This is a genomic window from Providencia rettgeri (genome assembly GCF_023205015.1).
Taxonomy (GTDB): Bacteria; Pseudomonadota; Gammaproteobacteria; order Enterobacterales; family Enterobacteriaceae; genus Providencia; species Providencia rettgeri_E.
In genome coordinates, this window is sequence record NZ_CP096258.1 from 25,068 (window position 1) to 40,702 (window position 15,635).

General features: G+C 39.2%; 14 protein-coding genes. 10 read left to right on the top strand and 4 right to left on the bottom strand.

Going from position 1 to position 15,635, the window contains the following annotated elements; translation table 11 throughout:
- Positions 1–24: 24 nt before the first annotated feature.
- The gene (locus M0M83_RS00085; protein WP_213913835.1) at positions 25–2,538 is read left to right on the top strand and encodes a penicillin G acylase; all 2,514 of its coding nucleotides are present in this window, start codon (positions 25–27) and stop codon (positions 2,536–2,538) included.
- A 37-nt stretch (positions 2,539–2,575) separates the two neighbouring features.
- On the opposite strand, the gene M0M83_RS00090 is transcribed toward M0M83_RS00085, so the two are convergent.
- On the bottom strand, positions 2,576–3,238 hold the full coding sequence (locus M0M83_RS00090) for a helix-turn-helix transcriptional regulator (protein ID WP_248467301.1): 663 nt from the start codon (positions 3,236–3,238) through the stop codon (positions 2,576–2,578).
- A 75-nt stretch (positions 3,239–3,313) separates the two neighbouring features.
- On the opposite strand from M0M83_RS00090, the gene M0M83_RS00095 reads away from it, so the two are divergent.
- Entirely contained in the window at positions 3,314–4,723 is a 1,410-nt protein-coding gene (locus tag M0M83_RS00095) for an MFS transporter (protein WP_248467302.1), read from the top strand.
- A 15-nt stretch (positions 4,724–4,738) separates the two neighbouring features.
- On the opposite strand, the gene M0M83_RS00100 is transcribed toward M0M83_RS00095, so the two are convergent.
- Positions 4,739–6,229: an MFS transporter gene (locus M0M83_RS00100; RefSeq protein ID WP_125893811.1), complete on the bottom strand. Its 1,491-nt coding sequence runs from the start codon at positions 6,227–6,229 to the stop codon at positions 4,739–4,741.
- Between the two features lie 95 nt (positions 6,230–6,324).
- Here M0M83_RS00100 and M0M83_RS00105 point away from each other — a divergent pair, with 95 nt between their 5' ends.
- Together M0M83_RS00105 and M0M83_RS00110 are read left to right on the top strand one after the other, a co-directional pair.
- Entirely contained in the window at positions 6,325–6,870 is a 546-nt protein-coding gene (locus tag M0M83_RS00105; RefSeq protein WP_213913837.1) for a TetR/AcrR family transcriptional regulator, read from the top strand.
- 74 nt (positions 6,871–6,944) lie between these two features.
- Positions 6,945–7,499: a hypothetical protein gene (locus M0M83_RS00110; RefSeq protein ID WP_213913838.1), complete on the top strand. Its 555-nt coding sequence runs from the start codon at positions 6,945–6,947 to the stop codon at positions 7,497–7,499.
- 55 nt (positions 7,500–7,554) lie between these two features.
- On the opposite strand, the gene M0M83_RS00115 is transcribed toward M0M83_RS00110, so the two are convergent.
- Positions 7,555–8,202 (bottom strand): helix-turn-helix transcriptional regulator, encoded by a 648-nt coding sequence (locus M0M83_RS00115; protein WP_166267206.1) that lies wholly within the window; start codon positions 8,200–8,202, stop codon positions 7,555–7,557.
- Between the two features lie 191 nt (positions 8,203–8,393).
- On the opposite strand from M0M83_RS00115, the gene M0M83_RS00120 reads away from it, so the two are divergent.
- The 6 genes from M0M83_RS00120 to M0M83_RS00145 all read left to right on the top strand — a co-directional run bounded on the left by M0M83_RS00120 (position 8,394) and on the right by M0M83_RS00145 (position 13,157).
- The gene (locus tag M0M83_RS00120; protein WP_166267208.1) at positions 8,394–8,771 is read left to right on the top strand and encodes a RidA family protein; all 378 of its coding nucleotides are present in this window, start codon (positions 8,394–8,396) and stop codon (positions 8,769–8,771) included.
- 29 nt (positions 8,772–8,800) lie between these two features.
- A complete protein-coding gene (locus M0M83_RS00125) occupies positions 8,801–10,054 on the top strand; it encodes an MFS transporter (protein WP_248467303.1) in 1,254 nt (417 codons plus the stop codon).
- 22 nt (positions 10,055–10,076) lie between these two features.
- The gene (locus M0M83_RS00130) at positions 10,077–11,051 is read left to right on the top strand and encodes a sugar phosphate isomerase/epimerase family protein (RefSeq protein ID WP_248467304.1); all 975 of its coding nucleotides are present in this window, start codon (positions 10,077–10,079) and stop codon (positions 11,049–11,051) included.
- A gap of 168 nt (positions 11,052–11,219) precedes the next feature.
- Positions 11,220–11,903, top strand: coding sequence for a hypothetical protein (locus tag M0M83_RS00135; protein WP_248467305.1), 684 nt, complete (start codon positions 11,220–11,222; stop codon positions 11,901–11,903).
- 16 nt (positions 11,904–11,919) lie between these two features.
- Positions 11,920–12,444: a sigma-70 family RNA polymerase sigma factor gene (locus M0M83_RS00140; protein WP_248467306.1), complete on the top strand. Its 525-nt coding sequence runs from the start codon at positions 11,920–11,922 to the stop codon at positions 12,442–12,444.
- Positions 12,429–13,157 carry a hypothetical protein gene (locus tag M0M83_RS00145; RefSeq protein WP_248467307.1) on the top strand — a complete coding sequence of 243 codons (729 nt, stop codon included), beginning with the start codon at positions 12,429–12,431 and terminating at the stop codon, positions 13,155–13,157. The genes M0M83_RS00140 and M0M83_RS00145 overlap by 16 nt, the downstream gene beginning before the upstream one ends.
- A gap of 665 nt (positions 13,158–13,822) precedes the next feature.
- On the opposite strand, the gene M0M83_RS00150 is transcribed toward M0M83_RS00145, so the two are convergent.
- Positions 13,823–14,926, bottom strand: a complete 1,104-nt coding sequence (locus tag M0M83_RS00150) for a hypothetical protein (protein ID WP_248467308.1) — start codon at positions 14,924–14,926, stop codon at positions 13,823–13,825.
- Between the last annotated feature and the right edge of the window lie 709 nt (positions 14,927–15,635).

Here is a 15,635-nt window from a genome sequence, read left to right on the forward strand (position 1 = left end):
TAATAACAACATGGGACTCAATAAATGAAAAAACACCTCATCTCAATCGCTATTGTTCTAAGTTTAAGCTCCTTATCACTGTCATCATTTTCTCAATCAACTCAAATTAAAATTGAACGAGATAATTATGGCGTCCCTCATATTTATGCCAATGATACTTATAGCCTGTTCTATGGGTACGGCTATGCTGTGGCACAGGACCGATTATTCCAAATGGAAATGGCCAAACGCAGTACCCAAGGTACTGTTTCTGAAGTATTAGGTAAGGATTATATTTCTTTTGATAAAGAAATCAGAAACAACTATTGGCCTGATTCTATCCATAAACAAATCACTCAGTTACCCTCCCAAGAACAAGATATTTTAAGAGGGTATGCAGATGGTATGAATGCATGGATTAAACAAATCAATACTAAACCAGATGACTTAATGCCAAAACAGTTCATTGACTATGATTTTTTGCCATCCCAATGGACGAGTTTTGATGTTGCTATGATTATGGTCGGTACAATGGCAAACCGCTTTTCCGATATGAATAGTGAAATTGATAATCTAGCATTACTCACTGCGCTTAAAGATAAGTATGGTGAACAATTGGGAGTAGAGTTCTTTAACCAAATTAATTGGCTTAATAATCCCAATGCGCCAACAACAATATCATCAGAAGAGTTCACCTATTCAGATTCACAAAAAACAAAAAATATATCTCAATTGAATCAAATTAGTGATTACCGACTTACTGCTCCCATGTTTGAACGCACAGCCAAAGATACAACTGGAAAAGTCATTGCGCTTTCTTCTCAAGAAAATAATGCGTTAATCGCTAAGCAATATGAACAAAGTGGTGCGAATGGGCTAGCTGGCTATCCAACCACCAGCAATGTTTGGCTTGTTGGAAAAACAAAAGCTTCTGGCGCAAAAGCCATTTTACTTAATGGCCCACAGTTTGGTTGGTTTAACCCAGCCTATACATACGGTATCGGCTTACATGGGGCAGGGTTTAATATTGTCGGAAATACACCGTTTGCTTATCCCGCGATTTTATTCGGCCATAATGGACATATATCTTGGGGTTCTACCGCTGGGTTTGGTGACGGTGTTGATATATTTGCAGAACAAGTTTCACCTGAAGACCCGAATAGCTACTTCCACCAAGGGCAGTGGAAAAAAATGCTTTCTCGCCAAGAGACATTGAATGTAAAAGGTGAACAACCCATTACTTTTGAAATATACCGTACTGTGCACGGTAATGTGGTTAAACGAGATAAGACAACTCACACCGCCTACAGCAAAGCTCGCGCATGGGATGGCAAGGAGCTTACATCCTTAATGGCTTGGGTAAAGCAAGGGCAAGCGCAAAACTGGCAGCAATGGCTAGACCAAGCACAAAATCAAGCACTGACGATCAATTGGTATTATGCAGATAAAGATGGAAACATTGGCTATGTCCATACCGGACACTACCCCGATCGCCAAATAAACCATGATCCTCGTTTACCAGTATCAGGCACGGGAGAATGGGACTGGAAAGGTATACAACCTTTTGCTAATAACCCAAAAGTGTATAACCCCAAATCAGGTTATATCGCCAACTGGAATAACTCCCCAGCTAAAAATTACCCCGCTAGCGACTTATTTGCCTTCTTATGGGGCAGTGCAGATAGGGTGACAGAAATCGATAACCGCATTGAAGCCTATGATAAGTTAACGGCTGATGATATGTGGGCGATTTTACAGCAAACTAGCCGTGTCGACCTTAATCATCGCTTATTTACACCATTTCTAACTCAAGCGACACAAGGTTTGCCATCAAATGACAGTAGCGTCAAATTAGTGTCCATGCTCCAGCAATGGGATGGCATAAACCAGTTATCAAGTGATAGAAAACATTATATTCACCCAGGGTCTGCTATCCTCGATATCTGGTTAAAAGAAATGCTTAAAGCCACCCTAGGCCAAACCGTCCCTGCTCCATTTGATAAATGGTACCTAGCGAGTGGTTATGAGACGACGCAAGAAGGCCCAACAGGGTCATTAAATATCAGTACAGGTGCAAAATTACTGTATGAATCTCTCTTAGAAGATAAATCCCCCATACCTCAGTCTATCGATTTATTTTCAGGACAACCGCAGAATGATGTTATTAGAAAGGCTTTGAATACCACTTACCAAAAAATGATAGAAAAATACGGTGATGACCCGGCTAATTGGCAAACACCAGCCACGGCATTAACCTTCCGTGAAAATAATTTTTTTGGTATACCACAAGCCTTACCTCAAGAAAATTTCCATCAAAATGAATACCATAATAGGGGAACTGAAAACGACTTAATCGTGTTTACCGAAGAAGGGGTGAGTGCATGGGACGTTGTAGCTCCAGGGCAAAGTGGCTTTATCTCCCCGCAAGGAAAACCTTCGCCTCACTACCAAGACCAACTCGCTTTATATCAGCAATTTGGTAAGAAACCGTTATGGCTTAACAGCGAAGAGCTGGCGCCACATATTGAGTCAACTGAAACACTAATAATTGAGAGATAATACTATTATTAAGCTAAATACCAAGGTATCTCGGTATTTAGCTTTTAACCTTCACACGATACACACAGCGCCCAGCTCCATTTAATAAGTACTGTTCGCGTTCAATGCTACCATTATCACCCACAATCTCACTGAACAACGTCAATTCTGAACGACAAAAGTTTTGGCAAGCAGTGGCTGCTGCACAAATTGGACAATGGTTTTCGATAAACAACCAACTGTCACCATCTTGCTCAACCTTCGCCATATACCCTTCTTCGCTACGCACTTCAGCCAATGCTTCAAGCCGCTCAACTAATGGTAAATTTTTACAACGGGTTAAATATTTTTCTCGGCTTTCCATTTCCCTTTGGTTAATCAGCTTTTCTAGGCCTTCATCGCCAAAAATAGTACGAACGGAATCAATCAATTGAAGAGCAAGCTGCGCGTGTGTATCCGGAAAACGTTGATGCCCCAACTCCGTTAGCACCCAATTTTGTCGAGGTCGTCCTGCTCCTGTTTGCGATAAGTACTGCGCCCCCTCAACTAACCCTAATGACGTCAGTTTTTGGATGTGCTGCCTTGCCGCTTCTCCGGTCATATTTAAATCATTTGCGATCACAGCGGTAGAAATTGGCCCTTTAGTTTTGATACAAAAAAGAACCTTATCCACGGCCTGTGTCAAATTTAAATTATCAAAGTAATTACTTGCATTAATCATTATGCGACTCTATTATCCAAGCTATTACTTGGATAATACCTCTTTTTCCACTATTCCGTCTAGCGGGTCTCTCTTATGAGCAATGAAACATCAACCATACCTCAAGCCAAATGGGCTGATTTACTCAGTGGCACTAATGCATTACTCACTATTGCCCTAACTGGAGGTGTTGCACTACATGCTATCAATATTTATATCGTAACAACCATATTGCCTAGTGTCGTTAACGATATTGGTGGTCTCGAATATTACGCATGGAATACCACTTTATTTGTAGCAACATCCATTGTCGGTTCAGCGCTTTCCAGCAAGGTATTAGACCGTTTTGGGCCTAAATATTCCTATTTATTCGCACTTATTCTCTTCTCTTTGGGGTCTATTTGGTGTGCGGCATCCCCATCAATGCTGGTATTACTCGGTGGCAGAGCATTGCAAGGGCTGGGTGGCGGTATTCTATTTGCTCTTAGCTATGCATTAATTCGCATTGTTTTTACTGAAAACTTATGGTCCCGAGCCATGGGCGTTGTTTCGGGTATGTGGGGAATAGCAACACTCTGTGGCCCTGCAATTGGGGGGATTTTTGCAGAAAGTGGCCACTGGCGTTGGGCATTTTGGGCTTTACTGCCTGTCGCTGTTTTTCTCGCACTCATTGTCATCAATCAACTTCCTAAAAAGCAAACTCAAGCACCAAAAACCAGCAAAGTTCCATTCTTAGCGATTTCTTTGTTAGTGATATCCGTTCTTGCTATTTCAATTGGAAGTTTGTCTGAAAGTTTATTTATAAACCTTATTGGTTTGTTAATTGGCCTAGCCATACTGCTGACTATTGCCTTACTTGATGGCAAAAATGACAGACGTTTATTACCAACTGGGTCCTATTCACTCAAAAGCCCACTTGGCGTCATATTTTTAACCATGTGTTTGTTAGTTGGAGGCATGACAACAGAAATTTATGTCCCATATTTCTTACAAACCATCCATCAGTTTTCTCCTCTCACTGCGGGTTATTTAACGGCAATAATGGCTGCAGGTTGGACCATCGGGGCGCTCTTTAGTGCCAATAAAACGGGGGCGATTGTTATCCGAATTATTCGAATAGGGCCGGTCATCATATTGATGTCTTTAATTGTTCTTGCTGTTTTAACGCATAATCAACAGCTTATTGAGTCATGGCCACTATTCGTTATTTATCTCATCGCCATGGCTGGGGTGGGACTAGGGATCGGAGTGTGTTGGCCTCATCTCGTATTGCGAGTTTTTAAAAATGCGCCAGAGGGAGAGGAAAACCTCGCATCATCATCCATTATTACTATTCAATTGTATGCAACCGCACTATCTGCCGCCTTAGTGGGAGTTGTCGTCAATAACAGTGGGTTAATTACCCCCGGGGGGATCGCGGGAGCACAACAAGCGTCAATCTGGTTATTCACTCTATTTGCGATTAGCCCATTACTCGCAACTATATTAATCCGAAAAATAAAATAAAGTGTAAAAGGGAGCCTAAGCTCCCTTTTGCGAACGTAAAAAATAAGGCAGAACAATAATACTGATCAGCAGAACAAAAATAGTTGCCATCATCACCCCTAAGAATGCATGATCAAAAGCAATATTGGCCTGATTTATCAACGCAGATGCATTATTAGCTGGCAGTGATTCAGAAACTAATAAGGCCTCATCAATACTGTCATAAACTTTATCACTGACAGTTATACCTTCGGGCAGTGATAGTTTTAACGTATAGATAGCACTCATTAGTCCCCCCATAAACGTTACGCCTAAAACACTGCCAATTTCATAAGCAATTTCTTCAATTGACGCTGCCATGCCCGCTTTTTCATCAGGGGCATTTAACATCACTGTCGTTGATGCCGTCGTGAATATTGCACCAAGACCAAAACCTATCAAAAAGAGGAATGAAAGTAACAGAACACCTACCGAGGTTTGGTACACCATCGTTAAACCAACGACACCCATTAATGTACAAGTAAACCCGAAAACAGTGAGTTTTACTTCACCAAATTTATGAAGACACATACCAGCCAATGGTGCAGCTACCACCGAAGCCAATGGAATTGGAATGATATATAACGCTGCCTCAAACGGGGTATAACCCAAAACCAGCTGTAGACGTTGACTTAGTAATAACTCGACACCAACAATAACTACAATGGATAAAACCGCCATCATCAGCCCTGCATTGAATTTAGGGTGCTTTAATAGCGTGAAATCAATCATGGGTGATGTAGATTTAATTTGTCGATTTCTAAATACCACCAAAAATAAAACCCCAATCACGCCTGAAACCAATACTGCTGGCCAGTCTGTATAAGGTTTACCAAGCTCCTTCAACGCATAAATAACGCCAATTAGACCAATTAAGACTAAAATAGAACCTAAAATATCAATTTTTTTATCACTGTTACCACCGCATTTAGGGATCAAATAACACGCAAACGGAATAACCAATAAAACAACCGGCACATTAATGAGAAAAACAGAGCCCCACCAGAAATGATTAAGTAAAACACCGCCAATCAATGGGCCAATTGCCGCCCCACCTGACGCAACTGCCGACCATATTCCAATAGCGAGAGCTCTTTCTTTCGGGTCTAAAAAAACATGTCTTACAATCGCAAGAGTGGCAGGCATACTTACTGCGGCACCTACAGCCAAAAAGCCGCGAGACAAAATCAAACTTGTTGCTGTTGGTGAAAATGCAGCACACAATGAAGCCATCCCAAACAGAGGCAACCCCAACAAAAACATTTGCTTGTGACCGACTTTATCACTTAGCATCCCTGCCGCAGGTAATAAACCAGCGACCACCAGTGGGTAAGCATTCATTATCCACAGTTTTTCAGATGACGTAGCGCCTAAGTCATGGGTTAATTTAGGTAAAGCGGTATACAGTACAGTGACATCAATAACGATAAGAAATAGTACACTTGAAACTAATAGAAGCACTATCCAGCGCTTATAATCGGTTAACATAAAATTCTCTCAATGAGTTTATTTGATCATGATTTCTGTGCTGATCGTGCTACAATATAAATCCATACGCGCGTATTGAAAAGGGGTTTTTCTAAATGGGACGTCAACGAACAATCGATAGAGAAAAATTACTTGATGCCGCTGAAGACATTGTTCTACAGCAAGGTGCTACAGCACTCACAATCGATGCAGTCGCCAAAGCAATGGGGATTTCCAAAGGCGGTGTTCAGTACTGTTTTGGCAATAAAGATGCCTTAATCGATGCAATGTTTGAGCGTTGGGGCCAGTCCTATGATGAAATTTTCAATCAAACAATTGAGCAAGATAACTCCCCCGAAGGGAAAATTTTTGCGCATATGCAAGCGACCCACCAGCACGACAAAGTCTCGATGGCAAAAGGCGCTTCTTTAATGGCATCCTTATTACAAACCCCTGAATATCTGGAAAGTACGCGTACTTGGTACCGTGAACGGCTTGCTAAGTTAGATACCTCAACAGAAAAAGGTAAACAGGCCAGAATTGTTTTTCTAGCCACTGAAGGCGCTTTTATGCTGCGCTATATGGGATTCATGGAAATTGATGATAATGAATGGCAATCTATATTTAGTGATTTGGAAAGTTTATTAAAAGGCCAGTTTTAGTCTCTTTTTTTGATATCGATAATAACTCCACTCCAATAAACTAAAAATAAGAAATAAAATGGAGATAATTTAAAATGAAAGTAAATGAATTAAAATCACTTATAGAGACAAATAAAAACAATAATTTTATTAATAATAAGAAACCATTTATCTATAATATAAAAGAAAAGCCCATTAACACTGACTGTGTAGCTTCATTAAAAAAGAAGTTTGAAGAGTTAGATAGAAAAACAGGCAGTTTTAAAAAAACACAAACGAATAAACCACAAAACCATATAAAAAAAGAATTATTAGAATACGACAATTACGCTTTTGGAAATGATTTGAAGAAAAAAAACCTTTACTTTATTTACAGTTCGCCAGACTCAAAAAAAATAGAGCTAATACACAATCATAATGAGAACAAAATAAATAGTGACAATGCAATTTTTATCAATATGTTTAGTTTATTAAAAAATGAAACTGATGGTTCCATATATAAAATACATGACTTTATCATTAAAATTGCAAATAAAAATAAAGAATTATCAACAAATCATAGCCAATTTACTCATATCATAACCTTAGCCAATGGGAGGAATGTATTAATAGAAAAATATAAAAAACAAAGTAAATATTCATGTTATTAAAAATAAAAGATAAACCCGGAAAATGTAGATTTCCGGGCTATTCTTATTATCTATATTACGAATTTATTTTTCTAAGATGCTTATATATTGTCGCTGAGCTAATCCCTAATTCGACAGACACAATTTTATGCGCAGCAGAAAATTCAAACATACCACAGTCATGGAGTTCTTTAATGATTTCAAAGTTTTTATTTTTACTTGGAATGTTTTTATTTAAATAGATCGTATTTTTAATGGGTTCAAGATGATCCATAATTAATTTATTAACATCTTGCGAAAAGTTTTCATTTTTAGAATTGTTCCCCCCGCCCATCAAATCAACCATCGCATTCATTGGCATATCTAATGCCCAATTCATACAAACCATACCAATCGGCTGGTTATCTAAATTCACAATTAAGGTTGAAGACGAGCGAAATGGGCGAATACTTTTAGTATTAAAATACACTTCCCAAGATGAATGATTCTTTTTAAAGCCAGCTAATTTCTCTAGCGCAATATTCGTTGCAGGAGCTCCAAGTGTTCTCCCTGTTAGATGGCCATTAGCAATGTGGATCACGGAACTGTGTAAATCTTCAAAACTATGCAAAACAACTTCGCAATATGGCCCCAAAAACTCACCGAGACACTCAATCATAGGGGTGTATGACTGCAATAATTTTCGATCTTGCTCAGTAAAAACATAATTAATATTCATATCCATACTCAACAACCCACTGATTAAATTCCCATAACTTTAATAAATTAGAGTAAATTTTTCAATACTTAATCCATAAAAACACACCTTAGTATAATTTTTTTATACTTAGTCAAAAAATTGATAATAATCACGGAAGGGAAAATATGATTGTGATTTAATCATCAGCGTCAAGATAACAACCAAAGGAACCAATAATGATTATTTCAACTGAAAATGCCCCTAAAGCCATCGGCCCTTATTCCCAAGCCCGAAAAGTTGGCAATAGCGTTTATATCTCGGGCTGCTGCCCTTTCCATCATGAAGATGGCTCTGTCGTTGGTGCCGACATCACCACACAAACAAATCAAGTCATGAAAAACCTAAAAGCCGTTGTTGAAGCCGCGGGATATTCTATGGATGACGTGGTCAAAACCACCTGCTTCATCAGTGATATGAATAATTTCGTTACCTTTAATGGTGTCTATCAATCCTATTTCTCTGAAGGTATCTACCCCGCTCGTTCCTGTGTAGAAGTTTCTCGCCTTCCAAAAGACGTATTGATAGAAGTTGAAGCGATCGTTTTGAAGCAATAAACGCTAAATATAATAATTAAGGCGGATTTATGAATAAGTGGATAAGACTCAGTTTTCTCATTCTTGGTGCTGGTACTATTTTTAAATTATCCAGTATGAAAGATGTTTTTTACGTTCCTATGCAGCAAGATTGGGGACTAACAAATGCCCAAATTGGCTTTGGTTTTACGGTTTACACTATTGTTCAAACCATTGGTCTATTCTCATCACTATATATTGCAGATAGATTCTCGAAAAAAATCCTTCTACCCGTAGGGTTAATTGGGGTTGGGCTTTGTGGTGCATACTTATCCACTCTTCCGCCATTTACCGGTTATCTCATATCCTTTGCCGTCATGGCATTGTTTGCAGATGTTATTTATTGGCCAGTACTACTTAAAGCCGTACGCTTACTCGGTGATAAAAAAGAACAAGGCCGCCTATTTGGTTTCCTTGAGGCTGGACGCGGTATTGTAGACGTAATTATTGCTTCCGGTGCATTGTATGTCTTTGTCCTGTTCGGTGAAGGCAAAGAAGGTATGCAAGCTGGGTTAATGTTTTACACCATTGTGACCGTGGTTATTGGGGTTATCACTTATTTCATCGTTAGCGATGATGACAAAAAAGTTGCAGACAATTCATCAGAGGCAAATAAACAAGTTATTGAAGGGATAAAAAGCGTCATTAAATGTCCTAACTTATGGCTTGCATCGATGACTATTTTCTTTATCTATGCATCATATTGTGGATTAACTTACTTCATCCCATTCTTGAAAGATATCTATGCGTTACCCATTGCATTAGTGGGTGCCTACGGGATCATCAACCAATATGCTCTAAAAATGGTAGGAGGCCCTATTGGTGGTTTCTTATCGGACAAAGTATTTAAATCACCTACTAAGTTCTTACAGTTCACCTGCTTATTATCTGCCGTCGCAATGAGTTTATTCATGATGTTACCTCATGAAAATATGAATGTTTATCTCGGTATGGCGGCAACATTAGGCTTCGGAGCTATTATTTTTAGCCAGAGAGCTATTTTCTTCGCCCCGATGGAAGAAATTGGAACTAAACGTGAGTATGCAGGTTCTGCAATGGCATTTGCTTGTATTCTTGGTTATATGCCTGCGATGTTTGCTTACGCGATTTATGGCTCTTTCCTAGATAACTACCCTGGTATAACTGGCTATAACTTTGTTTTTGGCATGATGATCATGTTTAGCTTGTTAGGTTTCGTGACCGCTAAAATTTTAACTAAACGTATAAAACAACGCGAAATCAATGTAGCAACAGAAAATGAATAGAATTGACATTACAGGTGAAAAAATGAATAACATCGAAGCACAAAAAATTATTGATCGTATTGATTCAATGCCACTGTACCTCCACGCTTATGCCTTCCATTTAAACATGAGAAAAGAGCGTATTTTACCCGATGACTTATTAGAAATAGCGAAAAAGCATCATTTAACAGGCGCTAAGATTCATGTTGAAGATGGTGAAACTAAAGCCCTAAAAACCATGAGTGATGCACAATTAGAGGCTTTTGGACAAAAAGCAAAGGAATATAACCTCGATTTAAAAATTGAAACGAGTTCTTCTGCCGCCAATGCAATTGATGAAGCCGTACACATTGCACTAAAAACACGTGCTAGCTCTATTCGCTTTTACCCTCGCTACGAAGGTCATCTGCAAGATGTACTTAAAAAAGTCAAAGCTGATATCCAGTATATCAAAGAAACTTATGAGCACACGGGCCTGAAGTTTGTTATCGAGCAACATGAAGATCTAAAAAGCCATGAACTTAATCAATTAGTCGAAGACGCTGATTTTCCTAATTTTTCATTGCTGTTTGATTTCGGCAATATGTTCAATGCTAATGAACTACCGTTAGAAGCTTTTGATAAAATGAAAGGCAATATCACTCAGGTCCATATGAAAGATGCCGTTCGCCTTCCTGAAGGAAAAGGATTTGGTCACAAAGCGAGCCTTTCAGGTGAAGGCGAAGTACCTTTCAAAGAATTAGTCAAACAACTAATTTGCTTAGGTGATGAAAAACCACAAGTCATATCCTTTGGCTTAGAAGAAGAAGTTGACTATTACGCACCTGCTTTTCGCTTTGATGATGAAGGGGATAACCCATGGATCCCATATCGTGGCGCAAGTGAAACGCCAATGCCAACAGAAGGATTGGATGCACGGTTAGAAAAAGAGATGACCGATGCAATGAATCAACTGACTTTTGTGAGAAATATTGCTGAAGAATTAAAGCAAGAAGCTCTCACAATCCTCAATAAATAACAATTCTATGACTCAATAAAAATCCGATTTCATGATAAATGTTATCGGGTTTTTTATAATACCTTTATCTCTTTCAATGCGAGCGTAAAAAAAATTTTTCTTTCTGCATCTAAATCCATTTCCTTGTCGTCTCTATTAGTGACATTCAAATACCACAAGGAAATAACGATGAAAACATGTATTGCTACTTTGCTAAGCTTGTTTGCCTGTACTGCTATGGCGTCAGATATTTCAATCAAAGAAACCTCCCTCGGAAATGTTTACACCAATAACCAAGGTATGACTCTCTATTATTTTGATAATGATAAGCCGGATCACTCTGTTTGTTATGATGATTGTGAAAAATTATGGCCTCCATTATTGGTGACAGATGAAACTACCAAACTTTCTGGACTAACCAAAATTCAACGTAAAGATGGGAAAATACAATGGGCAATCAACCACCAGCCACTCTATTTATGGAGTAAAGATCAAAAGCCAGGAGATATAACAGGCGCTGGGGTCAAGAATATTTGGTCAATTGCTCGCGCAGATAATGTTCCAGTCGATGTTTATACAACAGAAAAAAGAAAGCTTTTAACGAATAAAGCGAAAATGACACTTTACACCTTCACTAAAGACAGTGATGGACTATCATCATGTAATGACGAATGTGCCATTAAATGGCCACCACTAGCTGCCCAAAAAGAGGATATAGCCAGCGCCCCGTTTAGTATTATTACGCGCAAAGATGGGTCTTACCAATGGGCTTATAAAAATAAGCCTTTATATACATGGATAAAAGACCAAAAACCTGGCGATATCACAGGGGATAATGTAGCCAATGCTTGGAACCTAGTCCCCCTGCCATAATGTTTATGAGGTATATGTGATCGCAGAAAACAATGAGCTACAAACGTTATTTTTAAAAATAAAACGTCAAGATAAACAAGCTTTTGAACGATTTTATAACCTAACTAATCGTAAGCTCTATGGATTGCTAATCAATATTGTGGCTGATCGCGAAATAGCCGCGGAATTGCTACATGAAGGCTATCTCAAGATTTGGTTTTCTGCGGATAATCACCATGTTATTTATCCATGGGCGTGGAGCTGCCAGCTGATGCGTAATTTAGCTATCGACTATGTTAGAAAACAGGGACGCAGCCCCGCCTTTGAAGAAATTGATATCTCACATGAAGTATTCACCCAAACAGATATAACTGATGAAACAGAAACATTAGCGCGTTGTTTTCATGAGCTAACTAAAGAAAAACAGCAAGCCATAAAATTAGCGTATATCCATGGTTACTCTCACGAAGAAATTGTTACGCGGTTATCCCATCCACTTGGAACAATTAAATCATGGATACGGCGGGGCTTAAAGGAGCTAAAACAATGCATCAACGCTTAACCCCTGCTCGTTATAGCCATCCTGTTATACGAGATCACCTCGTTAGCCAGTATGTTATTGGTACTTTATCTCGCCGAGTAAGCAAGCGCCTCGAATCAATCATGGCTACAGATGTAACTTGGGCTGAATTAGTGATGCAGTGGCATTCATACCTTGATGAGTTAGAACCAATGACTTTAGATAAGCCTCCTTCATGGGTATGGCGCGATATAAAAATGGTAATAGGCCAAGAGAAAAAGAAACCGTTTTATCACAATTTATTGCGTAACAAATGGTCTTTAATACCTCTAGCTTGTTCTGTATTCCTTTTTATATTTGCTAGTATGATGTTGTTAATGGTAGAGCCTCAAACATCAACACCTAGCTATGTCGCCACAATGTCATCAGCGGATAAAAATAATTATTTTATATTGATGGCATATAAAGGCAATAAACCGGGTAAATCTAGCCTTAAATTAGAGTGGAATAGCCAGTATCCACCTCTAGAAGCAGATATGGAAAAAGCCATGATTTGGGCAAAAAATAGAACGACGGGGAAAATTTCATTATTAGGGCATTTCAATGAACTACAGTCTGTTCGATTACTTACACCAACAGAATGGAAAATGATAAAAAATAGTAGTGAATTATTTATTACTAAAAATAATGATCCAAATAGCCTAATACTCTTTAAAGGCGCATGTATTGAGTTACTCAATACAGATAACTCATAGCTAAAGTTTAACTAATAAAAAAACCGGTACAGCAGCGTCTGCTGTACCGGTCATCTGTGGGATGACAAAATAGTCCTAAAATAAACTACGCTACAAGCCATATTTTTTGGCTCTACTTTAAAAATAAATGACAAAATAGATCTAAAATAAATTTTAAGCTTGCCATAATCTCGCACCCAATAAGTGACAAAATAGATCTAAAATGATATCAGGACATGGTTAAACATCTGTTTTAAATCAACTTTCCATGTCTATTGATGACGTAAAAAGGCTTTATAAAGCGGGCTTCATCCTGATTGACCCTGTTGGCGAAAATAAAGCTTCAGTCAGCCTGCCGAGGTACAAAGTTCTTATTTCGGCTTTAGAGATATTAATTTTTATGATCCTATATTTCTGGCCGGCAGTAATTTTTTCAGGGTTAACGAAAACTGAAGGCAATCTTAGTATGCTAGCGTTCGTTTTCGTAACCTCGCTTCTAGGTTTATCTCTAATTTATTTCCAGTACCAGAGAAATATTCTGCCAATCCTCATTTTAAGGAGGCATGGATTTAATTTGGGTGATCATTATGTATTACCGACGCCATAAGGCGTCGGTAATACGGTTAAAATGAATAACCAGATAACCATCTAAATAACTGTTCCTAACAGTACACGACAAAGCGAGTTTAATCTGCTTGTTTGCTCCCTTTAGCAAGGTAAGCCTTTAACTCATCACTCAGACCTTGACTTATAACGGGGTTGCGAAACGGGCTGTCAACAATCTCTTTATGTTCCTCTGGCTTTGGTATTTTAACTTCATGTTCAGTTTTAATTTTGCTTTCCAATTTGCCCAGTTTTTTACCCTTCAAAACCACTTTGTAATCTTCACTTCCGCGTCGGTAGGGTGAAAGCACCAGTGACTTTGGATTAGTGGCCAAATGCTTTAAAACATCCAGATTTTTTGGCACCTTAAGTGGTAGCCCCAAAGTGTATAAAGTTTTACCGCTGTAACCAATTACGACAAAGTAGTGTTCCGTTTTCATCGAAAGAGATAACCGTTGTAACTGCAGCCGTCGATTTACAACTTTTACTGTTGGCTCATTAACGTGTTTTACAAGGGCTGCTTTGTCTGGCCTTGCAGGAACGCCCACTGTGTTCATTTGAGGCTCTGTAGTAAGTGCCGCGTTGTTATCCTTACTCGTTGGAATGCTCGGCGGAGGAGTATTTAGTACTACAAAGTTTGTAAATACGCTTGTTTGCTTTAGGCCGCTACTTACGGCAACCTCTGCCTGAGCTTTTAGGGGGGTAACCATACCAAGTATCAGCGATTCGTTTACTGTTTTTTCATCAATTGCTAATAGTTTCACTTGTGCTGCTGACAGTTCAAAGCGAAGCGTTCCACCCTCAAAAGTCGCCAACACTCTAAGGCCGCCACTCGTTAAACGCACAGCCTGATTAAACAACATAGGCCGCCATTGAGATTTTTTGAGTTTTGGCTGAGCTCTCTTTGCTTTTATGTTGTTATGTGAGGCTGATTCATAACAGGGGTGCTTTGGCCATGGCGGCCCGAGCTGGTCAAACAGAACCTTTGCACCGTTAGGATGCTCGTAATAAAACACCTTTTGGCCGCATGTTCGGCATACATAATTGGGTGCAGTAAATGCACTGTAACTTTTAAACCCATCGTACTGCGTCGGCCTCGTGATTAAAGGCCGAGCAGGCGCACTTGCAGTAGGCTTAGCGTTTTCTATATACACCACTCTTCCATCTGGAAGGGTTCTAAATCCCATTTATGTCTTTCCTTATGACTTTGTTCCTTTTTAGCTTAATGCCCTTCGATGGGCAAGCAGAAATTTGGCTTGAGGCACCAGATGCAAGCACTGCCCCTTCAGATGGCTCATTATTTTGATTTACGCAGATTAGTTGGAATTTATTCAGCTACTGATATACTGTAATTATATACAGTTTTGAGGTTTATATGTCAGCAGTTTATCTCGGTGATGCCAGTGCCTGGCCTAAACGTAATATTCCACTATATGGCGACCCGGTAAAAGCTGGGTTTCCATCGCCTGCACTTTTCCCATATTGCTCTTTTTTGTCAATGTTCTGAAATCTATTAATAAATAACGAAAAAATAATAAGATAGTAAGATAAATCTCGTTCATACCTACTTTTACGGCGTTGACAACTATCACTCGGTCGAGTTTTTTCACTGATCCCCGCTGGGATCCCCTAATTGGTTGCCTTAGCGCTCATCCGAGCAAAGTTGAGTTAGGCTAGTTAACTAAATAATATAAATGGCCTTGTCCGACTCAGGCGAGACGGAACAACTTCGGTGGCCTCGATAAGCGCTGGCCCACTCCGAACCGTGAGAGTTTTTAAACAAACTGGTAAAGCAGACGCAATTCTCTTTCACTCGAAGCTGCTTTAAACCGCAGGTCGCGACCCATAACAGACGATAATTCTTTAATCGATATTCGTTTTGATGTATCATCGCGA